At 64.2% G+C, this 21,205-nt stretch carries 21 protein-coding genes; 13 read left to right on the forward strand and 8 right to left on the reverse strand.

Features of this window, described 5'->3' with window-relative positions; genetic code table 11:
* The 6 genes from ACODT0_RS39940 to ACODT0_RS39965 form a co-directional block, all read right to left on the reverse strand.
* Positions 1 to 957 (reverse strand): acyl-CoA dehydrogenase family protein (locus ACODT0_RS39940; protein ID WP_489043835.1); only part of this gene is annotated, 957 nt, incomplete at its 3' end.
* Positions 958 to 1,066: 109 nt separating this feature from the next.
* The gene (locus tag ACODT0_RS39945; protein WP_296723147.1) at positions 1,067 to 1,606 is read right to left on the reverse strand and encodes a MarR family winged helix-turn-helix transcriptional regulator; all 540 of its coding nucleotides are present in this window, start codon (positions 1,604 to 1,606) and stop codon (positions 1,067 to 1,069) included.
* 82 nt (positions 1,607 to 1,688) lie between these two features.
* On the reverse strand, positions 1,689 to 2,495 hold the full coding sequence (locus tag ACODT0_RS39950; RefSeq protein WP_296723145.1) for an alpha/beta fold hydrolase: 807 nt from the start codon (positions 2,493 to 2,495) through the stop codon (positions 1,689 to 1,691).
* Between the two features lie 117 nt (positions 2,496 to 2,612).
* Positions 2,613 to 3,851: a xanthine dehydrogenase family Fe-S subunit gene (locus ACODT0_RS39955; protein ID WP_489043836.1), complete on the reverse strand. Its 1,239-nt coding sequence runs from the start codon at positions 3,849 to 3,851 to the stop codon at positions 2,613 to 2,615.
* 5 nt (positions 3,852 to 3,856) lie between these two features.
* Complete coding sequence (locus tag ACODT0_RS39960) at positions 3,857 to 4,708, reverse strand: FAD binding domain-containing protein (protein WP_296723141.1); 852 nt, start codon at positions 4,706 to 4,708, stop codon at positions 3,857 to 3,859.
* Complete coding sequence (locus tag ACODT0_RS39965; protein ID WP_489043837.1) at positions 4,705 to 7,086, reverse strand: xanthine dehydrogenase family protein molybdopterin-binding subunit; 2,382 nt, start codon at positions 7,084 to 7,086, stop codon at positions 4,705 to 4,707. Before ACODT0_RS39965 ends, ACODT0_RS39960 begins: the two co-directional genes overlap by 4 nt.
* A 499-nt stretch (positions 7,087 to 7,585) precedes the next feature.
* On the opposite strand from ACODT0_RS39965, the gene ACODT0_RS39970 reads away from it, so the two are divergent.
* The 13 genes from ACODT0_RS39970 to ACODT0_RS40030 all read left to right on the forward strand — a co-directional run bounded on the left by ACODT0_RS39970 (position 7,586) and on the right by ACODT0_RS40030 (position 19,304).
* Entirely contained in the window at positions 7,586 to 7,903 is a 318-nt protein-coding gene (locus ACODT0_RS39970; RefSeq protein ID WP_209547529.1) for a non-heme iron oxygenase ferredoxin subunit, read from the forward strand.
* Positions 7,900 to 9,153, forward strand: coding sequence for an NAD(P)/FAD-dependent oxidoreductase (locus tag ACODT0_RS39975; protein ID WP_296723134.1), 1,254 nt, complete (start codon positions 7,900 to 7,902; stop codon positions 9,151 to 9,153). Before ACODT0_RS39970 ends, ACODT0_RS39975 begins: the two co-directional genes overlap by 4 nt.
* A 27-nt stretch (positions 9,154 to 9,180) precedes the next feature.
* Complete coding sequence (locus ACODT0_RS39980; protein ID WP_296723132.1) at positions 9,181 to 10,491, forward strand: aromatic ring-hydroxylating oxygenase subunit alpha; 1,311 nt, start codon at positions 9,181 to 9,183, stop codon at positions 10,489 to 10,491.
* Positions 10,488 to 11,003: an aromatic-ring-hydroxylating dioxygenase subunit beta gene (locus ACODT0_RS39985; protein WP_296723130.1), complete on the forward strand. Its 516-nt coding sequence runs from the start codon at positions 10,488 to 10,490 to the stop codon at positions 11,001 to 11,003. The genes ACODT0_RS39980 and ACODT0_RS39985 overlap by 4 nt, the downstream gene beginning before the upstream one ends.
* Positions 11,004 to 11,020: 17 nt before the next feature.
* The gene (locus tag ACODT0_RS39990; RefSeq protein WP_296723212.1) at positions 11,021 to 12,016 is read left to right on the forward strand and encodes an amidohydrolase family protein; all 996 of its coding nucleotides are present in this window, start codon (positions 11,021 to 11,023) and stop codon (positions 12,014 to 12,016) included.
* 23 nt (positions 12,017 to 12,039) lie between these two features.
* The gene (locus tag ACODT0_RS39995; RefSeq protein ID WP_296723127.1) at positions 12,040 to 13,083 is read left to right on the forward strand and encodes a 2,5-dihydroxypyridine 5,6-dioxygenase NicX family protein; all 1,044 of its coding nucleotides are present in this window, start codon (positions 12,040 to 12,042) and stop codon (positions 13,081 to 13,083) included.
* Complete coding sequence (locus ACODT0_RS40000; RefSeq protein WP_296723126.1) at positions 13,080 to 13,724, forward strand: isochorismatase family protein; 645 nt, start codon at positions 13,080 to 13,082, stop codon at positions 13,722 to 13,724. The genes ACODT0_RS39995 and ACODT0_RS40000 overlap by 4 nt, the downstream gene beginning before the upstream one ends.
* Before the next feature lie 92 nt (positions 13,725 to 13,816).
* Entirely contained in the window at positions 13,817 to 14,995 is a 1,179-nt protein-coding gene (locus ACODT0_RS40005) for an ABC transporter substrate-binding protein (protein ID WP_296723124.1), read from the forward strand.
* A gap of 15 nt (positions 14,996 to 15,010) precedes the next feature.
* Positions 15,011 to 15,880, forward strand: coding sequence for a branched-chain amino acid ABC transporter permease (locus tag ACODT0_RS40010; RefSeq protein WP_284454324.1), 870 nt, complete (start codon positions 15,011 to 15,013; stop codon positions 15,878 to 15,880).
* Positions 15,877 to 16,890: a branched-chain amino acid ABC transporter permease gene (locus tag ACODT0_RS40015; protein ID WP_489043838.1), complete on the forward strand. Its 1,014-nt coding sequence runs from the start codon at positions 15,877 to 15,879 to the stop codon at positions 16,888 to 16,890. Before ACODT0_RS40010 ends, ACODT0_RS40015 begins: the two co-directional genes overlap by 4 nt.
* Positions 16,887 to 17,651 carry an ABC transporter ATP-binding protein gene (locus tag ACODT0_RS40020; RefSeq protein WP_489043839.1) on the forward strand — a complete coding sequence of 255 codons (765 nt, stop codon included), beginning with the start codon at positions 16,887 to 16,889 and terminating at the stop codon, positions 17,649 to 17,651. Before ACODT0_RS40015 ends, ACODT0_RS40020 begins: the two co-directional genes overlap by 4 nt.
* The gene (locus ACODT0_RS40025) at positions 17,632 to 18,354 is read left to right on the forward strand and encodes an ABC transporter ATP-binding protein (RefSeq protein ID WP_489043840.1); all 723 of its coding nucleotides are present in this window, start codon (positions 17,632 to 17,634) and stop codon (positions 18,352 to 18,354) included. Before ACODT0_RS40020 ends, ACODT0_RS40025 begins: the two co-directional genes overlap by 20 nt.
* Before the next feature lie 77 nt (positions 18,355 to 18,431).
* On the forward strand, positions 18,432 to 19,304 hold the full coding sequence (locus ACODT0_RS40030; protein ID WP_489043841.1) for a LysR substrate-binding domain-containing protein: 873 nt from the start codon (positions 18,432 to 18,434) through the stop codon (positions 19,302 to 19,304).
* 26 nt (positions 19,305 to 19,330) lie between these two features.
* Here ACODT0_RS40030 and ACODT0_RS40035 read toward each other — a convergent pair whose 3' ends face one another.
* Both ACODT0_RS40035 and ACODT0_RS40040 read right to left on the reverse strand, forming a co-directional pair.
* Positions 19,331 to 20,338: a Bug family tripartite tricarboxylate transporter substrate binding protein gene (locus ACODT0_RS40035; protein ID WP_489043842.1), complete on the reverse strand. Its 1,008-nt coding sequence runs from the start codon at positions 20,336 to 20,338 to the stop codon at positions 19,331 to 19,333.
* A gap of 83 nt (positions 20,339 to 20,421) precedes the next feature.
* Positions 20,422 to 21,198, reverse strand: a complete 777-nt coding sequence (locus ACODT0_RS40040; protein WP_296723109.1) for an enoyl-CoA hydratase/isomerase family protein — start codon at positions 21,196 to 21,198, stop codon at positions 20,422 to 20,424.
* Positions 21,199 to 21,205 lie beyond the last annotated feature (7 nt).

Below are 21,205 nucleotides of genomic sequence, written 5' to 3' on the forward strand. Positions count from 1 at the left end.
GGCGTAGGCCACGGCATGCTGGTAGGCGCGCTCGGCGATCGCGATGCCCTGCATGCCCACCGCGTAGCGGGCCGAGTTCATCATGATGAACATGTACTCGAGGCCGCGGTTTTCCTGGCCCACCAGATAGCCGACGGCACCGCCATGGTCGCCGTACTGCAGCACCGCGGTCGGCGAGGCCTTGATGCCCATCTTGTGCTCGATGCTCACGCAGTGCACGTCGTTGCGCGCGCCCGGCGAACCGTCGGCGTTCAGCAGGAACTTCGGCACCACAAACAGGCTGATGCCCTTCACGCCCTCGGGCGCGCCGCTCACGCGCGCCAGCACGAGGTGCACGATGTTCTCGGCCATGTCGTGCTCGCCGTAGGTGATGAAGATCTTGGTGCCGAAGACCTTGTAGCTGCCGTCGGGCTGCGGCTCGGCGCGGCTGCGCACCAGCGCGAGGTCGCTGCCGGCCTGCGGCTCGGTGAGGTTCATCGTGCCGGTCCACTGGCCGCTCACGAGCTTCTCGAGGTAGGTGGCCTTGAGCTCGTCGGAGCCCGCGGTCAGCAGCGCCTCGATGGCGCCGTCGCTCAGCAGCGGGCACAGCGCGAAGCTCATGTTGGCCGAGTTCAGCATCTCGCCGCAGGCCGCACCGATGGTCTTGGGCAGGCCCTGGCCGCCGAAGTCGGCCGGATGCTGCAGGCCCTGCCAGCCGCCCGACACGTACTGCGCGAAGGCTTCCTTGAAGCCGGCCGTGGTCGTGACCTCGCCGTCCTTGAACGACGAGGGATTGCGGTCGCCCGCGACGTTGAGCGGCGCGATCACGTCCTGGTTGAAGCGCGCGCATTCCTCGAGCACGGCCTGCGCGGTCTCGAGGCCGGCGTCCTCGAAGCCGGGCAGCCTGGCGATCTCGCGGATGTTGGCCAGGTGCTCGATGTCGAACAGCATGTCCTTGAGGGGGGCGGTGTAGCTCATCTCGATCTTGCTTTTGCAGCAATTCCAAAGTAGTCGGGAAATACGGCTGGACCCAACGGAAGGCACCGGCTAGGCGGCAGGGGGCCGCTCTCGGTATGAACCTGAAGGACTAGCCTTGCTTGTCCATCTTTTCGTGTGCATCCACGAGTTGGACCAGCAGTTTCATGAAGACAGCGCGATCTTCTGGGGACAGCGGCTGGATCAACAGCTCCTGGGATCGGTGGATACTTTCCTGTAGGTCGTTGATCAGTTTCAGGCCGTCCTTGGTGATCACTGAAAGCCTGGAACGCCGGTCGTCGGGGTTGACGCGCGTTTCGACGAGTCCCTTGTCGCCCAGGCGTTTGAGCACTTCCGCCGTCGTCGTCCGGTCCAGGGAAAGCTCCCTGCCGATGGCCTTCTGATCAAGCCAGGGATTCATCGACAGCGCCGTCAACATGCCGACCTGCAGCGGCGTGATGCTCTCTGACTTGCACAGGTCGAAGAAGAGTGCCTGGCCGATCTGGGTCAAGCGACGAATCAGGAAGCCCGGACGCCGCCACATCACTTCGCGCAGCGGATTGAAAGGCTCGGGGCCGGGGGGCTTGGCCGCTTGCACGTCCGTCACGCTGCCTGTGTTCTTCTTTCGGGCCGGAGAACGCTTCGTCATCATCTCGAGATCGCCAATAGTGTCAGCCGACGAGTGTATCGGCTCCTCCCTGTGCGAATAGAACGCCAATCTGCCTCCGGGCCCGCTACAGCAGGTCGACCTTCAGAAACTCGCCCAGCTGGCGATGAAAGTCTGCCTCGTCGTCCCAGGGGATCATGTGGCCGGCGCCAGGCACCGTGCAATGGGACAAGCCAGGCGCGAGTGCTTCAAGCTCTGCCAAGTCTTCCGCAAGTACCACACCACCTCGACCTGCCGTCATGAGAAGTCCGGGCGTCCGCAACTTGACAAGGTCGCTGTGGATGTCGTCGCTATGAAAACCGGCATGCGCCTGCACGATGGCTTCCTCGCTGCAGGTGTGCAGCCACTCGGCTCGCAGTTGCAGCTGTTCGTCCGTCCAGGTCGGCGCATAGGGCCGAAGTTCTTCGGCCGTGACGCCCTTGATGGCCATCCGAATCGATTCCACATACCAAGGCAGTGGCACGGGATACGGGCGGCGGCCGGGACCGGAGACTGGGGGGTCCACCAGCAGCAGCCTGTCGATACGCCGGGCGTCGCGCGCAGCCGCGCGAATCGCCACGCGCGCGCCCATCGAATGGCCCAGCAGCGTCACGGAAGACCATGCTTGAACCCCCAGCAACTCGAGCACGTCGGTCGCCATGGCATCGAGACTCGCGTCCATGCCGGGCGCGCTCGAGGACAAGCCGCGTCCCCGAAAGTCCAGGACATGGACGTCGAAGTGGCGAGCCAGTCGCTCGGCGACGAAGCCCCAGGTGATCGCGGGGCTCGTGATGCCCGGCAGCAGGAGCATGCGCGGGCCCTGCCCACCATAGCGCAGCAGGTGCAGCCGCACCCCGTTCGCACGTACGTGATAGCCATGAAGAAGGGAACTCATTGCGACTCCGAGCTGTTCCATACACAGTCGCTCTCGCTCCCGGCTGGTGTTGTAGATTGCATCGATGAAAAAAGCCTGACCATTGCGCCGGGCTGGTGACGCCTGGCGTGGCGCGTATCAAGGCCGCGGCGGTTTTCCCAACCAGCCGCGGATGCGGTTCCAGAGCACGCTCCACATCATTGCCGCCATGGACACGGTGGGCTGCGGCTCGTTGGTCGACACCGCCTGCCCGCCCAGTCTGCGGGTGATCTGCTTTCCGAAGTCCGCCACCATGCGGCGCACGAAATCCTTCACGAGGCCAGAGCGGGAAAATTGCGCGAGCGGTCCCTGCAGCGCGTAGATCATGTCCACGTGCACCCGGGTGTTGTCGGCCGACAGCGCCTCGAGCCGATAGCTGATGTCGCCCTGGGTACGCGATTTGCTCAAGCTGTCCTGGCCCGCGCCCCGGAGGACGGCACGCTTGGCTGCGTCGTCACGCTCCAGCCGAGCAGCACCCGCGAAAGCCGCCGACATCGGGCCGAACTTGATGGCGATGGTGCCCTTGACTCTTTCGCCCTCGTGCGAGTCGATGGTTGCGCCCGGCAGGCATGAAGCCACGGCGGGCAAATCGCCCATGAATTCCCACACCCGATCGACCGGATACGGCACGTCGAAATGGACGTCGATCGCGTTGCCCTTCGCCTTGGCCTTGGCCATCGCCACCGGATCGACTTCCGCCATATCCGCAGCAGTGCTCGATGCGGACGCGGCCGACTTGCTGCTCGATGGAGCGGAGTTCGAAGTGGACGGGGAGGCCGATCCGACTGGCGCCACCGCGGCGACACGCTTCATCGCGACCGATCGCGGGGCGGTCAATCGTTGCCGCAGTTGCTCGAACTGTGCGTCGGGGTTGACCCGCTGCTGCTGCAGGACGTCCAGAATGGCGTCCACAATGCCTTGGTAGCCCGTGCAACGGCACAGGTTCCCGGAGAGCTCAAGACGCACGCACGCCTCATCGGCCTCGGGCAGGCGAAGCACGATGTCGCGCGCCGTGGTGAGCATTCCCGGCGTGCAGAAGCCGCACTGCAGTGCGTGGTGGCGCGTGAACGCCTGCCGCAGCCGTCGCATGACCGCGTCATCTTCATAGCCTTCGATGGTGGTGACTTCACGGCCTTCGCAGGCCACGGCGAAGGTGATGCACGAGCGCGTGGGCTGGCCGTCAACGAGCACCGTGCAGGCGCCGCAGACGCCGTGTTCGCAGCCGAGGTGCGTTCCCGTCAGGTGTAGTTCGTCACGCAGGAAGTCGCCAAGGTGCATTCTCGGCTCGGCCTGCCGGCTGAAGCTGCGGCCGTTCACTTGAATGGAAATGGGGTCCAAGTCTCTTACTCCGCTTGTTTGGGGCCGGCAAAGATGCCGGACTGATCGAGTGCGCGCTCCAGGCAGGCCGTGAAGAGCTTCCGGTCGATGGCGTCGCGTTCGGGGAGTGCCGCATGCACGGCCGCGCGCAATGCCTCGCGTCCCGCCACGACTGCGCCCTTGAGCGCGATCTCCGCGGCCAACGCGTGCAGCAGCAGGGGAGGGCCATCGACGGCTCCCAGCACGATCCGGGCACGCTTTCGCGAGACATCGAAATAGACGGCCGCACTGGCCTCTGCAAACTCGCCCGGCTTGCGGCAGACCTTGTGGTATCCCCAATGCATGGTGGGGGTTTGCGAAGGCACCGAGATGGCGACGATGAGTTCATCGGGCTCGAGCACGGTCGTGTAGGCGCCGAGCATGAACGCGTCGGCCTCCGCCGTGCGCTCGCCTCTCGGCGATCTGATTGCTACGCGAGCGCCGAGTGCCGCGAGGGTCACGACCCAGTCGGCCGCGGGATCGGCATGCGCCAGACTGCCGCCGACGGTACCTCGAGTGCGAATCGCGCGATAGGCGATTCCGCGCGCGACTTGGCGCATGGGATGATCAGCCAGCGGCGCGTGGACGCCGTCCTCGATCTCGGCATGGGTGACGGCAGCACCGATCTCGACCCAGTCGGCTTTGCGGCTTACCGCGCGCAAGCCGGGAATGTGTGCGACGTCGACCACCTGGGCGGGCCGCGCCAGCCTCAGGTTGAGCATCGGTCCGAGCGACTGGCTTCCGCTCATTGCCTTTGCGGCGCCGGCGCCGGCGGCCAGCGTTGCGATTGCCTCATCCACCTCGAGGACGCGCGCGTACGCGAATTTCGGCGCCTTCATCGTGCGTGCTCCTGCTCGCGCTTCGCACCTTCGAGTGCCGTGAGCAGGCGGCGTGGTGTCAATGGCGTCATCAGCACTTCGGCGGCACCTGTGCCCCGCAGGGCATCGTTCACGGCATTGAAGATCACGGCCGGCGGTGCGATCGCGCCGCCTTCGCCCACGCCCTTGGCACCGAATTCGGTGTGCGGTGAAGGTGTCTCGAAGTGCTCTATCCGGATACGCGGCACTTCCGTGGCGCCCGGCAGGATGTAGTCAGCCAAGGTGGAAGCAAGCGGCTGGCCCTGGTCGTCGTAGGGGCTCTCCTCGTACATGGCGGTGCCGATGCCCTGCGCGATGCCGCCGATGGTCTGCCCTTCCACGATCATCGGATTGACCATGGTTCCGCAGTCCTCGACGACGACGTAGTCGAGGATCTCGACTTCGCCGGTTTCGGTGTCAACGGCCACCACCACTGCGTGCGTCGCATAGGTGAAGGTGCCGGTATCAACGTTGGGTTTGTACGCCCGCGACACCTCCAGACCACCGAGATGAACGTTGGCGGGCAGATCTTGCGGCGTGAGGTACCACGCGCCACCGACGTCCGACAGCGGGATTGACTTGTCGCCGGCCACGGCGCGACCCTCGACCAATGCGACGGTCGGTGCATCCACGCCCATGAGGTAGCCCGCGATCGACTGGATGCGGGGCAGGAGCTCCTTGCACGCGACCGAGATGGCTCCTCCTGACATGACCGTGGCGCGCGAGGCGTAGGTGCCCGAGGAGAACGGGGTCAGCGCGGTGTCTCCATGCACCACCCGGATTCTGGCCACCGGGATGCCGAGCACGTCGTTGGCGATCTGCGCGAAGCTGGTCTCCATGCCCTGGCCATGCGAGTGCACGCCGACACGCACTTCGAGTCCGCCGTCAGCGGTCATTCTGACGACCGCCTGGTCGAAGCCGGGTACCACTGGCAGCCCCCAGTTGGCGAACACCGTCGTGCCGTGGGCAGACTGCTCGGTATAGGTGGCCGTGCCGAAGCCGATGAGACGGCCGTCCGGCTCACCGCGCGCTTGGCGCTCGCGTACCGCGTCCAGTCCGATCATCTCCACGGCGCGGCGCAGGCTTGCAGGGAAGTCACCGCTGTCGAAGTGCTTGTTGGCGACGTTGACATAGGGCATGGCAGCCGCCGGTACGAGATTCTCCATCCGTACTTCCCATGGCTCGCGCCCCACTTCACGCGCCACCGCATCCATGAGGAGTTCGATGGCAAAGCAGACACCCGTGCGCGCGACCCCGCGATAGGCCATGAACCCAGGCTTGTTGGTCGCGACGCAGAGGGTCTCGCATCGATAGCCTCGAAAGGTGTAGGGGCCGGGTAGATTGCCGATCGCCTGTCCTGGCTCCAGGCCGACGAAGAAGGGATAGTAGGAATATGCGCCGCCGTCGATGGTGATGACTGCGTCCAGCGCCAGGAGCTTGCCGGTGCGGTCCGCATAGGCGGTGAGCTGATAGTGATGCTGCCGCGTGTTGGCGCCGACGATCAGGTGCTCGCGTCGATCTTCGAGGTAGCGAAACGGTGTCCGGTACGTCTTGGCGAGCCAGGCAACGCACAGGTCTTCAGGGTAGAGCTGACCCTTGTAGCCGAAGGCGCCCCCGACGTCCGGTGACACGACGCGTACGGCCTCTTCGTTCATCGAGAGGTGCTGGGCGATCCCCACACGCAGCAGATGCGGAACCTGGGTCGCACTGACGACCACGAGTTGATCGGTCTGGAAGTCCCAGTAAGCGAGCACCGACTTGCCCTCCAGCGGCACGATGCACTGACGCGACAGCTCGACCGTGCGGCTGACCTTCACCTCGGCCTTCGCGGCAAGCTCCTCGAAGTCGCGATTGGCCCGCAGCGTGAGAAACACGTTGTCCTTCCATTCGGGATGCATGAACTCTTTCGTGGCGGCGAGGGCGGACTCAGCGCTGTGGTAGACGGGCAGTTCGTCATACGAGACCTCCACTTCCTCCAGCAGGTCTTCCGCCATGGCGCGCGTCGGGGCAACCGCCATCGCGATGGCCTCGCCGACATGGCGAACCTTGCCGGAGGCCAGTGGCGGCAATGCCGAGTACTGGTAGGTGGGCAGCGAAGACGGCGAGCCGATGTCTGCCGCGTCGGACATCATTTCCCGCAGGAACACCTTCCCGGCCAGCGCCTCGGGAATCTCGACGCCGGTGACGACGGCATGGGCCAGTGAACTCCGCAGGAAGGCAACCTCCTGGAGGCCCGGCAGCACGAAGTCGCCGACGAAGTTGCCCTTGCCCACCAGATGACGCGCGTCTTCCTTGCGCGGCACTCTGGCACCGATGCCTTCGCGCTTTAACAGACGCGCGGGGATGTCTGCGTGATCCATCAGTTTTCTTCTCCTTCCGATTTCCATGTGCCGAGCTGCACCGGATGTGCAGCGTCTGACACGCGAGATACGAACCAGCCAAATCGACCGCGCCCAAGCATCCCAGCCACGTTCCCCACAAAGAGACGGCATCAAAGCTACCTCGCACGCCGTTCAGCGCTTGGATCGAGAGGCCGGCTCGCACGCGTAGCACCTCGATCCAAAGTGCTGGTCAGCCCACTGTGGTTCCGATTAAGTCAGTTAACTGTCATAAGTGTATGCGGCATTGGTTCGCGTGGAAAGATGTTTCTATGAAGCGCGGTAGCTAGTGAGGCGATGTTCCATAAATTGTGCGTTTTACCTATGAGAATGCGCCATATCGATGCGAAAAAGAAGCTTCTGAGAGTCCATCTTGGGGCGTCGGAGTTCCGTAGAAACCCGAACAAAAAACTTGGGACAAATCTCCATTTATGTCAGTACACTGACTACTTTTGATGCTCAAGATCGACAGGATCGAACGATGGAATGGATCAAGGTTGCTTCAGCGCAGGAGCTGAGTAACGACGAAGCGAAGACCGTCAACGTCGCGGGCCAGGGCGTCGCGCTTTTTCGTATCGAGGACGAGTTTTTTGCCACCGACGGCATGTGCACGCATGCCACGGCGCTGCTCTCAGAAGGCTACGTGGAGGATGGTTGCGTCGAATGCCCGTTGCACCAGGGCCGCTTCGACATTCGCACGGGCAAGGCGATGTGTGCGCCGGTCACCGTGGATCTGCGCACCCATCCCGTCAAGCGGGAAGGTGACGACATCTATGTGTTGTCGCCCCAGGCCCAATGACGTCGCCAGGTGTTCTCATCGTCGGCGCGGGCCAGGCAGCGGCAGTCGCGGCCCGTGCGCTGCGCGAGGGGGGCTTTCGCGGCGGCATCACGATGGTGGGACGGGAACGCCACAAGCCGTATGAGCGTCCGCCGTTGTCAAAGGCTGTCCTGGTGGCGGCGGAAGAGCCACGTCTCGACGTTCTACCGCAGGAGGTCTGGGCACTCGGCGACATCGACTTGCTGAACGGCAGCGATGCAGTTGACCTGGATGTCTCGAAGCGGCAGATCCGCCTCGCTTCGGGCCAGGTGCTCGCATACGACATGTGCCTTCTTGCTACGGGCGGGGAGCCGAATGCACTGGCATCGGCTCCGGCTGGTCATCCGCATGTGCACTACATGCGCACCCTAGAGGATGCGCGCAGGCTGCGCGTTGCCCTTCATGGCAAACCGCAGGTTGCTATTCTGGGAGGTGGTTTCCTCGGCCTCGAAATCGCTCACGCCGCGATGTCCATTGGCGCATCAGTGACCGTGTTCGAACGAGCGACGTCTTTGCTCGATCGCTTCCTGCCCCCCGAGGCGTCGATGTGGCTCGAATCCGGGCTGCGCGAGGCCGGCGCACGGCTGCTGCTCGGAGCCTCCCTTGGCGGCATCCACTCACTGCCCGGCGGTCGAATCCGCCTTGCCACGGATACGGGCGATCTGGAAGTCGACGAGGTCGTCGTCGCCATCGGTCTCTCGCCCAACGACTCACTGGCTCGCGATGCAGGGCTGGCGATTGCAGCGGGAGGTGGCGTCTTGGTCGACGCGCTGTGCCGCACCAGCGACGAGCGAGTCTTCGCATGCGGCGATTGCACCAGCCAGCAACGACCCGGACAGGCGGCGCCCATGCGACTGGAATCTTGGCAGAACGCCAACGATCAGGCACGTACTGCCGCAGCCGCCATGCTCGGCGTGCCCATTCCCGTGCCGGCAGTGCCCTGGTTCTGGACCGACCAGGGGAAACACAACATCCAGATGCTCGGATTGCCGGCACTGGGTCTCGACTACCTGCGCCGAGGCGATCCGGCCTCAGGCAAGGCGCTATGGATCGGCCATCGGGGCGGCGTTCCGCTCCATGGCGTCGCCCTGAATGCGGGCACTGATCTGCGCGCCATTCGCCCCCTCTTCGAAAAAGGGCTGCCCGTGCAGCTTGACGACTTCTTGCTGGACGCCACCAACCTGCGCGCCTGGGCCAGGCAGATCCAGGCCGGGGCCGCGGCCATCGTTTAACCACCTCTCAGAGCCAAGGAGCTTTCCATGTATCAATCGCAGGCGGTCATCGGCATCACCAATGCCAGAAAGAACCCGCCCCTGGAGCAGTGCGTCTGGCCCGCCGACGCGCTCAACAACATCCCCGACTGGGTGTACACCAGCCAGGCCATCTATGACCAGGAGATCGAGCGCATCTTCCGTGGGGACACTTGGAACTTCGTGGCCCTGGAAGCCGAAATTCCAAACCCTGGCGACTACAAGCGCGGCTATGTAGGCGCCACGGCCGTGGTGATCGTTCGCGCGGAAGACAACACGATCTCCGTCTTCGAGAACCGCTGCGCCCACCGCGGCGCCGAATTCTGCCGCTCCAGCCACGGGAACGCCAAGGAGTTCGTCTGCCCCTACCACCAGTGGTCCTACGACCTCAAGGGCAATCTGCAGGGCGTTCCGTTCAAGCGCGGAATCAACAAGATCGGCGGCATGCCACCGGACTTCAAGAACGCGGAGCACGGGACTCGCCAGTTGCGCGTGGCGACGCGCAACGGCGTGGTGTTCGCCACCTACTCCGACAAGACCCCGCCGCTGGAGGAGTACATGACCAAGGAGATTGTCGAGGAGTTCGACGTTCCCTTCTCGGGCAAGAAGCTCCGGATCCTGGGTTACTGCCGCAACGAGCTTCCGTGCAACTGGAAGATGTACCACGAGAACCTCAAGGATCCCTATCACGCGACGTTGCTGCACTCGTTCCTCGTGGTGTTCGGCCTTCTCGTGCCGGGTATCAAGTCGATCGTGTTCGCAGACAAGGAACATGGACGCCACGGCTACATGGCATCGTCCAAGCCCGACCAAGTCTATGCCACCGTCGCCGCCGACGACAAGGCGGAGATGCGTTCGTTTACCGACAACCTTCGGCTGCGCGACGAGCGGTTCTTGGACTATGTGCGCGAGTTCGACTCGCCCTGGTCCGCCAACATGATGACCATGTGGCCGAATCTGATCGTGCAGCGCCAGATGAACACGATGGGCGTGCGTCAGATCATCCCGAACGGTCCCAACAGCATGGTGATGCAGTGGACGATGTTCGGCTACGAAGACGACACGCCGGAGATGACCCGGCACCGCCTCCGCCAGGGCAACTTGATGGGTCCGTCGGGTTTCCTCGGCCTTGAGGACAACGAGGCGCTGAAGTTCGTGCAGGAGGGCATCCGCAATTCGTCCACGGATAACAACGTGGTCAAGCTCGATGCTGGCCATCTGGGCACGGCACGCAACCTGATCTCGGAGTCGTGCATCCGCTCGCTCTACGAGTACTACCGAGGCGTCATGGGCATCCGTGTCGCGGAGATGGCAGCATGAAGGAGCAACTCGCCTACACCCGCTCTGTGGTGTTGCCCCGTCGCGCCGCCGAACTGCGCTCGGAGATCGACTCCTTCCATGTCGAGTACTGCGCCGTCCTCGACGCCAACGACGTGGAGCGCTGGCCCGAGTTCTTCAGCAAGGAAGCGAAGTACCGGATCACCTCGCGTCAGAACGCGCTGCTGAACATGCCCGTTGGCCTCGTCTATTGCGAGGGCCTGGACATGATCACCGATCGCGCGCTCGCCGTGGCGCACTCGCAGATGTTTGCGCCCCGCCACATGCTGCATGTCCTGGGCATCACACGGGTGCTGCAAGAGACGAGCGACACGATCAGCTCGCAGACACCGTTCATTCTGATGCAGACCCTCGTCGAGGGGCCTTCCACCGTGCATCTCGCCGGCATCTACCACGACCGTTTTGTGCGCGAAGGCGAACGACTGCTCATCGCCAGCCGCGAAGTGGTGCACGACACCGAGATTCTTGACACAGCCCTGGCCTACCCGGTCTGAACCCGATGAAGACAATGATGAATCGAACTCCCAAGATCGCGCTCGAAGAGCACTTTTCCGCCCCTGGCTTCGATGCGTACTCTGCCAAGTACACACGCGCATTGCCAGCCGACTTCGTGGCTCGGCTCGACGCCAGGCTGAGCGACTTCGACGACCTGCGCCTGGCCGAGATGGACGCCGGAAACATCGAGTTCGCCGTGCTGTCGCAGACGATGCCCGGCGTGCAGGTCGAGACGGATGTTGCTTCCGCCGTCCGGCGCGCACGCGAGAACAACGAGTTTCTCGCCGAGCGCGTGGCGCGCCATCCGAAACGATTCGGCGCCTTTGCCCATGTGGCATTGCAGGACCCGCACGAGGCTGCGCGAGAGCTGGAGCGCACGGTCGTAGAGCACGGCTTCAAGGGTGCGTTGATCAACGGCCATACCCTGGGGCGCTACTACGAGAGCGGCGAATTCGATGTGTTCTGGGAGCGCGCGCAGGCGCTTGGCGTGCCCATCTACCTGCATCCCAACGCGTTCAGCCAGCCACCGGCGCTGCTGGAAGGCATGCCGGTGCTCCAGGGAGCCGCCTGGGGATGGGGCGTGGAGACGGCAGGGCACGCTCTGCGCCTGCTGTTCGGCGGGGTGTTCGACCGTTTCCCGCGACTGACCCTGTTGCTGGGCCACATGGGCGAGGCCCTGCCATATCAACGCTGGCGCATCGACAGCCGCTTTGCTGCCTATCCCTCGGGCATCAAGTTGGCACGCAAGCCCAGCGAGTACATCGGCAGCAACATCCTGATCACGACATCTGGCGTGTGCTCCGCGCCGGCACTGCTTGGCGCTATTGGCGAGCTCGGTGCGCAAGCTGTGCTCTTCTCCGTGGACTATCCCTACGAGTCCACCGCCGAGGCTTGCACCTTCATTGAAGCGGCACCGCTCGATGAGCGAACTCGTGCGCTGGTCTGCTACGGCAATGCCCGCCGGCTCTTCAAGCTGGGCAGCCCGCAGGACCTGGCGCTCCTACAGATCTGACACTTTCAAACAAAGGACAAAATATGCCAGTCAGCGACTATCAAATGGTCAAGGCCTGGGACCAGGTTCTGAAGCTCAGCAAAGTGAAGCGCGGACAGAAGGTCTCGATCCTGTGCGGTCCCCACACCCATCCGCAAACGCTTCAAACCGCCACCATTGCAGCTCAAGCCGCGGGCGCAGTCGTGACCAGGATCGAGCTGCAGCCTATCAACGCGGAGAAGGCCCCGAGCCGCGACCTCATGAACTACCTGGGGGAAACGCCGCTCACCAACAACCCCGTCGCGCTTGCGGCCATGAAGAACAGCGACATCGTCCTGGACTTGATGCTGCTGCTGTTCTCGCCAGAGCAGATGGAGATCCTCGACTCGGGAACGAAGATCCTTCTGGCCGTCGAGCCGCCCGAGGTGCTGGTGCGGGCGGTGCCCACCGAGGCCGACCGCGAACGCGTGCTCGCCGCCTCGAAGCTGCTCAAGGCCGCTAAAAAGATGCACGTGACCTCGCCGGCCGGCACGGACGTGACTTTCAAGCTCGGCGACTTCCCGACCATCTCCGAATACGGTTTCTGCGAAGAGCCCGGGCGCTGGGACCACTGGCCGAGCGGCTTCCTCTTCACCTTCGCCAATGAAGGCGGCAGCGACGGCACCATCGTGATCGACCGCGGTGACATCTTGCTGCCGCAGAAGAACTACGTCTCCGACAAGATCACGATGCATCTGCGCGAAGGCTTCGTGCGCAGCATCGAAGGGGACATCGATGCAGCCTTGCTGCGCGAATTCATGGAGGCCTACAAGGACCCCGAGGCCTACGCCATCGCGCACATCGGATGGGGGATGCAGCCGCGCTGCTTCTGGCACACGCTGTCCCTGGTGGACCGCGAGGCAACTTCCGGGCAGGACGCGCGTGCGTTCGAAGGCAATTTCCTGTTCTCGCTGGGCCCGAACAACGAAGCCGGGGGAACTCGCACCACGCCTTGCCACCTTGACATCCCGTTGCGCAACTGCACGGTGGAGCTCGACGACGTCGTCGTGGTTCGCAACGGAAAGGTCATCGACGAGGCTTTCCAATGAGCACCGCTCCGGACATCTACAAGCAGCAGGGCTTCGGCCATGTCGTCGCGCCGAAGGCGCCGTATGGCGTGCTGATCATCGACTTCGTCAACGGATTCGCCGACCCGCTCACGTTCGGCGGCGGCAACATCGCGCCAGCCATCGAATGCACGCGGGGCCTGTTGGATGTGGCACGCGCGCGTCGATGGCCGGTCGCCCACACGCGCGTCGTTTACCAGGACGATGGAGCCGACGCGAACATCTTCGCGCTCAAGGTGCCGCCTATCCTCGCCCTGCGGGAGGACGCGCCGCAAAGCCAGATCGTTCCGCAACTGCAGCCCTGCAACGGTGAACTCGTGCTGCGCAAGATCCACCCGTCGGCGTTCTTCGGGACTTCACTGGCTTCCTGGTTTTCCCAGCGCGGGGTGCAGACTTTGCTGATCGCGGGATGCACAACCAGCGGGTGTGTCCGTGCCAGCGTGGTCGATGCCATGTGCCACGGCTTTCGTCCTCTCGTCGTCACAGACTGCGTGGGCGACCGGTCACTGCGGGCGCACGAAGCCAATCTGTTCGACATGCAACAGAAGTACGCGACGTTGATGTCCCGCGACGACGCCCTGCAAGCGACTGAAGCAGCGCAGCCGCACGGCGAGCCGCCCTGAAGCCGGCCCGCGCCCCACGATTCCCGTCCCCACCTCTCGTCAATACCCGGGCGCATGGCTCGCCAGCGACCCGCACCACCCTGGAAAAGAACATGACCCTCAAACTCATGGCCGCGATGGCGGTCTCACTCGCGACGTTCGCCTTCCAAAGCCGCGCCGATGTCATCAAGGTGGGTGTGATCGCCCCCATGTCCGGACCGTTCTCAGCGGTCGGGCAGACCTGGGAGGGCGCCACCAAGGCCTACCAAAAGCTGAACGGCACCACTGCGGGTGGACACACGATCGAGGTGATCTACCGCGACCTGCCGGAGATCAATCCCGCGCAGGCCAAGGCACTGGCGCAGGAGCTCATCATCAAGGAAGGCGCGCAGTACATCGCGGGCTTGTATTTCACGCCCGATACGCTGGCTGTCGCCGCGCTTGCGCAGGAGGCGAAGGTGCCCGTCGTGATCTTCAATGCGTCGACCTCGTCGCTTCTTGAAAAGTCCGACTACCTCTTGCGGACCTCGTACACGCTGCCGCAGATGGCCGTGCCGGTCGCCAAGTACGCGCTCGAGAAGAACGTCAAGAACGTCGTATCCCTGGTCAGCGACTTCGGTCCCGGCCTCGACGCCGAGAAAGCCTTCAACACCGCTTTCGTCGCCGGCGGGGGCAAGGTGCTTGAAGCAATTCGTGCGCCGCTGAAGACGACGGACTTCGGCCCCCTGATGCAGCGCGTGAAAGCGCTCAAGCCGGATGCGCTCTATGTCTTCGGCCCGGGTGGGCCGGCCACCTACGCGATGGTCAAGGCCTACAACGAAGCGGGGTTGAGAGCTGCGGGCGTGCGCTTCCTGGGCACGGGCGAGACGGATGAGGACCAGCTGCGCGCGATCGGCCCCGAGCTGCTGGGAATCGAGACCGGCATGTTCTATTCGGCGACACACAACTCGCCGCTGAACAAGGCCGCCGTCAATGCCCTGGCCGAGGTTACGCCCAAGGCCATTCCGACCGTCCAGCTCGCGAATGCGTTCGACGGCCTGCATGTGATCTATCACATGGTCAAGGCGACGGACGGCAAGCGCGACGGGCCCAAGGCCATGGCCGCCGCCAAGGGATTTTCCTGGGAGAGCCCGCGTGGCCTGGTGAAGATCGATCCGGCCTCCCGCGAGTTTGTGCAGAACGTCTACATGCGAGTGGTGGAAAAGGATGCGGCCGGACGCTTCGTCAATCGCGAGTTCCGCACATTCGAGATGCAGCCCGACTACGGCCGCATCCAGAATGCGACCAAGTAGTGCGGAGGGTGCAGCATGTCCGTTGCGCTTCTTAGCAGCATCCTGGTCGACGGGATCACGTACGCCATGATCCTGTTCATGATCACGGTGGGCCTGTCGATGACCATGGGTCTGATGCGGGTGGTGAATCTGGCTCATGGCGCCTTCGCGATGCTCGGCGGGTTTCTGGCGGCCAGCATTCCCCAACGCCTGGGTGTGCCGATCGGGCTGGGTTTCGTACTGGCGATCGCGATCGTGGCGCTCTTGGCGGTGCTTTTCGAGCGCATCCTACTGCGCCGCTTCTACCGGCGCGACGATCTCGACCAGATGCTGGTGACCATCGGCCTGATGTTCGTCGCGACGGCTGCGGTCAACCTGATGTTCGGATCGTCGGTGACATCCGTCGCGCTTCCTGAGGCATTCGGCGGGTCGGTGGACCTGGGATTTCGCTCCATTCCCCGCCATCGGCTCATCGTCGTTGCCTGCGGGCTTGCGGTCGTCGGCGTCCTGTGGTTGAGCGTGGACCGGTCATCCTTTGGCATCCGGGTGCGCGCTGCGGTCGACAACGCGCCGATTGCCCGGGCCATCGGCATCGACACGACCAGGATCTATGCGGCGACTTTCGCGATCGGTGCCGCGCTCGCGGCTCTGGGCGGCATCGCCGGGGCAGAGATGCTGCCAATGGAGCCGACTTACGCCTCCAAATATCTCGTGATCCTTCTGGCGGTTGTCGCCGTGGGAGGCAACGGAAATCTGTTTGGCTCTTTCTTCGCAGCGTTGCTGCTCGGCATCGTGGAGACCTCGATGAAATACATGGTTCCGCAGCTTGCATCGGCTGCCTTTTTCCTGACGATGATTATCGTCTTGCTGGTTCGCCCACAGGGGCTGTTCGGGAGGCAGGCATGAGCGCAGTGATTCCGCCCATGGCGATGGCGACGCCAGCGCGCGTACGCCCGTGGAAGCAATTGCGCGCCGAGTTCGTCCTGACGCTCGCGGGGTTGCTGGCTTTCGTGGTGTTCCCGCAGGACCTTGGACTGCTGACTAACATGGCGACGATGTCGATCTTTGCGCTGTCGCTGAGCCTCGTGCTCGGACAGGCGGGCATCGCGACCCTGGGCCAGGCCGCGTTGTACGGCGCAGGTGCCTACGTCGCGGGCTGGACCGCGTTGTATCTGACGTCCGATCCCATCATCGGGCTGCTGCTCGGTGGGCTGGGCGGAGGGCTGATAGCGCTGCTGAGCGGTGCAGTCATGCTGCGCTCGACCAAGCTCACGCTCGTCATGCTCACCATCGCGGTGGCGCAGTTGCTGCTCGAGCTCGCCAATTGGGCCAGATGGCTCACAGGTGGCGACGACGGACTTGCCGGCTTCGAGGTCGCTCCGCTGTTCGGTATCTGGGAGTTCAACTTCATGGGTCACACCGGCTATTTCTACGCGCTGGGCGCGCTGGTGTTGATGTTTTTCCTCGTGCGCAACCTGGTTGAATCACCTTTTGGCTTGACGGCCAAAGCCATACGACAGGACCCGGGACGCGTCCAGGCGCTGGGCGGGCGCGTGTATCTGCACCTGCTGGCCGTCTACACCGTCGGCGGCGTCGTGGCGGGGCTGGCAGGTGCCCTGACGGCACAGACCAGTAAGGTGGCTAATCTCTTCATGCTGGACTTCACGACGTCCGCGGGTGTGGTGGTCATGATCGTCCTCGGCGGCACGCGCCGCCTAGCGGGTGCGGTGCTCGGCACCGTCGCGTACATGACGATCCATCACATCGCGTCGACCTTGAATCCGTATCACTGGCTGTTCGTCATCGGGTCGATGCTGATTGTCGTGCTCATTGTCCTGCCGGAAGGCCTCATCGGACTTCTGGACCGGGCCGTAGCGTACGCCAGGCGGTTGGGCGGCAGCGGAGGAACACGATGACCCATCGGCTGCAAACCCAGAATCTTTGCCATTCCTTCGGGGGCCTGGCCGTCACGCAGAACGTCACGCTCTCGCTGCCGCAGGGTGCGCGCACGGCGCTGATTGGTCCCAATGGGGCAGGCAAGACGACGCTGGTCAACCTGCTGAGTGGGGCGATGCGCCCGCAGTCTGGGGACATCCAACTGGACGGCCGCTCGATCGTCCAGCTACCGCAGTACGCACGCGTGCGCAGCGGCATCGTTCGCACGTTCCAGATCAGCCGACTGTTCAAGGACCTGACCGTGGCGGAGAACGTCCGGGTCGCGGTGCTGCAGCGGCTGCGGGCCTCGATGCAGTGGTGGCCCTCGCCGGCGCGTTCCGCGCGCGTTCGCGACGAGGTCCACGAGACGCTCGGCATGCTCGGCCTACATCCCTATGCGAACCGGGTCGTAGGACACCTCGCGCTCGGCGAACAGCGGCTTGCTGAAATCGCTCTGGCGCTCGCAATGAAGCCGCACGTTCTGCTGCTGGACGAGCCCGGCGCGGGTGTGCCGCAAGGAGAAGGCGGTCGCATCATGGACGCCATCCAGAGCCTGCCGAAGGAACTGTCTGTGCTGCTCATCGAACACGATATGGATCTGGTGTTCCGGTTCGCCTCGCACATCATCGTGCTCGTTGCCGGTGCGGTGATGGTCGAAGGCACGCCGCAAGAAGTCGCCGCCAACGAACAAGTCAAGCAAATTTACTTCGGACGAGACGGCCATGCCCAAGCAACCCATTGAACTCCGGTTCGACGATGTCACGACCGGCTACGGCGGTGTGCCGGTGGTCGAGCATCTCAGCTTCAGCGTGCGCGAAGGGGAACGTCTGGGCCTCATCGGGCGAAACGGCGCCGGCAAGACCACCACCCTGGCAACCGCGATCGGCTTGGCTGACCTGATGCAGGGCCGGATCCACTTCGGCGGCAACGACATCGGCAGCGCCACGACGCATGCGCGCGCACGGGCTGGGCTGGGCTACGTGCCGCAGAGCCGCGACATCTTTCCTTCGCTGACGGTGGAGGAGAACCTGCTGTCGGGCCTGCAGGGGCGGTCGGCCGGCGTGGCTCTGCCACCGATCTACGCTCTGTTTCCGCGACTCAAGGAGCGCCGGCGCAACGGTGGCACGCAACTGTCAGGCGGTGAACAGCAGATGCTGTCCGTGGCACGGGCACTTGTCGGCCAGCCGCGCATCCTTCTGCTCGACGAGCCGCTGGAGGGCCTTGCTCCCATGGTGCGCGAGGAACTGATGGATGCCATCGTCCGGATGAGCGACCGGCTCGGAGTTGGCTGCGTGCTCGTGGAGCAGCACGTCGACGTCGTTCTCGACTTCTCCACGAACGTCATCGTGCTGGAGCGGGGCGTTGCCGCTTATTCCGGCTCCGCAACGGCCCTGCGCGAAGAAGAGGATCTTTTGAACCGCACCATCGGTATCCAGAAGTGCTGAAGCCAATCCATGCGCGTGCGGTGGCAGGCAGCTGCCGCCTCAGCGCGCATTGAGTGCGCTGGCAGTCGCGTCCTATCATGCAGAACCTTCGCGCACTCCTGAGCCCCCTGCGGGCGTTCGATGCGGTGTATCGGGCCAAAGGCGTGTCGCGAGCCGCGCAGTTGCTCCACGTCACGCCAGGAGCCGTGAGCCAGCAGATCAAGCAGCTTGAAACGGGGCTGGGCGTGCAACTTTTCCAGAAGGCCGGTCGCGAGATCGAGCTCACCGCGGTGGGCGAGCGACTCGCCACCCGCGTCTGCGACGCCTTCGATCGACTGCACGAAGCGTTGGGCGATCTGGCGGACAGCCAGCGGGAGCAACGGCTGCGCCTCAAGGTGCCTCCGAGCATCGCCATTCGCTGGCTGGTTCCCCGCCTGCATGGCTTCCATGCGCTTCACCCCGACATCGCGCTGGAGATCGCAACGATTGCACTGGCGGATGATGTCCGGCTTGAAGGCGCGGACTGCGCGATTCGGCACGGGATGGGCGAGTGGGCCGATGTCGAGCTGGACCACCTTTTCGACGATGAGTTCGTCCCGGTCTGCACACCCGGCTTGGCGGAACATTTCCAGGAACCTAGCGATCTGCTGCGAGCCAACCTGCTGCACTCCATGCTGCGCCCTCAAGCCTGGCCGCTGTGGCTCGGTTCGGCCGGCCTGGTCGACACTCCAAGTCTGCCTGGCATCGCGTTGGCGAATGCTGCGTTGTGCTATCAGGCTGCAGCGGACGGCCTGGGCGTGGCGATGGCGCAGCGGGCCTACGTGCAAGACGACCTGCGCACCGGGCGCCTCGTGGTTGCGGTGGACCATGTCGCGAAGACAGAGCTCGGCTACTACCTGGTCTGCGATCCGTTGAAAGCGGCCACGGCGCCGGTTCGGCTCTTTCGGGACTGGATCCGCTCGGTGCGCTAGGGGCGCCGCGAGCAGCGCGCCATCGCCTAGTCGGCTTTGAATCCCGAGGCCTTGACGATCGGTTCCCAGAACCCGCGCATTTCGGCGAACCGGGCGCGCGATTCGGCGGGCGAGCTTCCCGTGTTCATGAAGCCGAGCATGCGAACCTTGCTCGAGAATTGTTCGGTGGCAGCCGCCGTGCGCACGGCGGCGCTCCACTCGGAGACCACCCCGGCGGGCGTGCCAGGTGCCAAGCATATGGCAAGCACCCCGACCGCGGTGAGTTCCTTGCGGCCGAGTTCGCCGAAGGTCGGCACATTCGGCAGCAGCGGCGAGCGCTCTGCGGAGGTGACGGCCAGCACGCGCAGCTTGCCAGCGTTGTGGTGCTGCGCAAAGTCTCCGACCGTGGACGTGCCCGCCGCGACATTAGCGCCAGTCAGGTTCACGATCATGGGCGCCGCACCCGGAAAAGGGATGTCCTGCAGCGGTGTCCCGATGATCCTGGCGATCTGAAGTCCCAGGAAATGCGTCGGGCCGCCCGATGCGGCGTGGCCGAAGTTGGCTTTGTCCGGATGCGCACGTACCCATGAGGCATATTCGCCGAAGGTCTTGACGGACGAAGAGGAGGGCACGGCCAGCGCCATTGGGAATTCGACCACCGTCGATACCGGCAGGATGTCCCTCTGCGGGTTGTAGTTGAGCTTGTTGAAGACGAAGGGGTAGATCGATGTGAAGAAGTCGGGGCACAGCATCGCCACGCTCCCGTCGGTGGGGGCGGCCCGCATCGCATCGATCGCGATCTTCCCGCCCGCGCCCGGCTTGTTTTCCACCACCACGGTGCGACCAAGCGGGCCATGCAATTGATCTGCAAGCGCGCGCGTCACCACGTCGAGCGTGCCGCCGGGCGAGAAGCCAACCAGGATCCTGGCGGGTGGACGGGCGGCTTGCTGCCCGAGGGCCGGTGATGCGCCGACGAACGCGGCAACGATGAGTGCGAGGTTGTTGAGCCAGGCGGTACGCGGTGTCTTCAAAAGCTGCTCCAGGAGAACGCTCACATCGGGCGTTCGAGTGTCGAATCGTGCGTGCGAGCAAATCGAAGGGTTGCCCAGAGGCGCATTCGTCTTCCGGGTAAGGAGTTTCAACGGCCGCGAAACACGGGGTGGCGCTTCTCGGCAAAGGCGCGACGCCCTTCTAGCCGGTCCTCGCTATCCCTGAGCAGCCCGAAGGCCTGGCGCTCCAGGGTCAGCCCGCCTGCTAGCGGTAGCTCGCGTCCATTCATCGCGAGGCGCTTCGCAGCGGTCATCGCGAGCGGGGCATTGGCTGCCATCGCGCCTGCGAGTTGCATGACTGCGTGCTGCAATTCGGAAAAGGGCACCACCTTGCTGACCAACCCGATGCGCAGCGCTTCTGCGGCGTCGATGCGTTCGCCGGTGAGCAGCATCCACATCGCGTCTGACTGTCCGATTGCGCGGATAAGACGCTGCGTGCCGCCGGCGCCCGGGATGCTGCCGACCCGCACTTCCGGCAAGCCGAAGTGGGCGTTGTCAGAGCAGATGCGTATGTCCGCCAGCAAGGCCAACTCCAGCCCGCCGCCCAAGGCGTAGCCATTGATGGCGGCGATGACGGGCTTGTCTGTCTGCAGCGTGCCGAAGTTGAAATGCCCGGTGCCGCAGCGAAAGACCTGCCGGGCTGCGCTGTCGGCGGGCGGCATGGTCTTCTTGAGGTCCGCGCCTGTGCAGAAGGCGCGCTCGCCCGCACCCGTGAGGACCAGCACGCGGATGTCCTCGTTGTTCGACATCTCGTCCCAGATCTCGAGCAATTGCTCGTTCGATTCCGGGTCGATGGAGTTCATGGCTTCGGGCCGATTCAGGGTGACGACGGCGACGCCGTTCTGGACGGTCTTCACGATGGGCATAGCTGTG

It is taken from the genome of Variovorax sp. FG153 (assembly GCF_057809595.1).

What these genes read in the sequence shown, in the direction of transcription:
- ACODT0_RS39945 (WP_296723147.1), bottom strand. Translation starts at nt 1,606, where the DNA reads ATGATGACGAAGCGTTCTCCGGCCCGAAAGAAGAACACAGGCAGCGTG.
- ACODT0_RS39950 (WP_296723145.1), bottom strand. Translation starts at nt 2,495, where the DNA reads ATGAGTTCCCTTCTTCATGGCTATCACGTACGTGCGAACGGGGTGCGG.
- ACODT0_RS39960 (WP_296723141.1), bottom strand. Translation starts at nt 4,708, where the DNA reads ATGAAGGCGCCGAAATTCGCGTACGCGCGCGTCCTCGAGGTGGATGAG.
- ACODT0_RS39965 (WP_489043837.1), bottom strand. Translation starts at nt 7,086, where the DNA reads ATGGATCACGCAGACATCCCCGCGCGTCTGTTAAAGCGCGAAGGCATC.
- ACODT0_RS39970 (WP_209547529.1), top strand. Translation starts at nt 7,586, where the DNA reads ATGGAATGGATCAAGGTTGCTTCAGCGCAGGAGCTGAGTAACGACGAA.
- ACODT0_RS39975 (WP_296723134.1), top strand. Translation starts at nt 7,900, where the DNA reads ATGACGTCGCCAGGTGTTCTCATCGTCGGCGCGGGCCAGGCAGCGGCA.
- ACODT0_RS39980 (WP_296723132.1), top strand. Translation starts at nt 9,181, where the DNA reads ATGTATCAATCGCAGGCGGTCATCGGCATCACCAATGCCAGAAAGAAC.
- ACODT0_RS39985 (WP_296723130.1), top strand. Translation starts at nt 10,488, where the DNA reads ATGAAGGAGCAACTCGCCTACACCCGCTCTGTGGTGTTGCCCCGTCGC.
- ACODT0_RS39990 (WP_296723212.1), top strand. Translation starts at nt 11,021, where the DNA reads ATGAATCGAACTCCCAAGATCGCGCTCGAAGAGCACTTTTCCGCCCCT.
- ACODT0_RS39995 (WP_296723127.1), top strand. Translation starts at nt 12,040, where the DNA reads ATGCCAGTCAGCGACTATCAAATGGTCAAGGCCTGGGACCAGGTTCTG.
- ACODT0_RS40000 (WP_296723126.1), top strand. Translation starts at nt 13,080, where the DNA reads ATGAGCACCGCTCCGGACATCTACAAGCAGCAGGGCTTCGGCCATGTC.
- ACODT0_RS40005 (WP_296723124.1), top strand. Translation starts at nt 13,817, where the DNA reads ATGACCCTCAAACTCATGGCCGCGATGGCGGTCTCACTCGCGACGTTC.
- ACODT0_RS40010 (WP_284454324.1), top strand. Translation starts at nt 15,011, where the DNA reads ATGTCCGTTGCGCTTCTTAGCAGCATCCTGGTCGACGGGATCACGTAC.
- ACODT0_RS40015 (WP_489043838.1), top strand. Translation starts at nt 15,877, where the DNA reads ATGAGCGCAGTGATTCCGCCCATGGCGATGGCGACGCCAGCGCGCGTA.
- ACODT0_RS40020 (WP_489043839.1), top strand. Translation starts at nt 16,887, where the DNA reads ATGACCCATCGGCTGCAAACCCAGAATCTTTGCCATTCCTTCGGGGGC.
- ACODT0_RS40025 (WP_489043840.1), top strand. Translation starts at nt 17,632, where the DNA reads ATGCCCAAGCAACCCATTGAACTCCGGTTCGACGATGTCACGACCGGC.
- ACODT0_RS40030 (WP_489043841.1), top strand. Translation starts at nt 18,432, where the DNA reads ATGCAGAACCTTCGCGCACTCCTGAGCCCCCTGCGGGCGTTCGATGCG.
- ACODT0_RS40040 (WP_296723109.1), bottom strand. Translation starts at nt 21,198, where the DNA reads ATGCCCATCGTGAAGACCGTCCAGAACGGCGTCGCCGTCGTCACCCTG.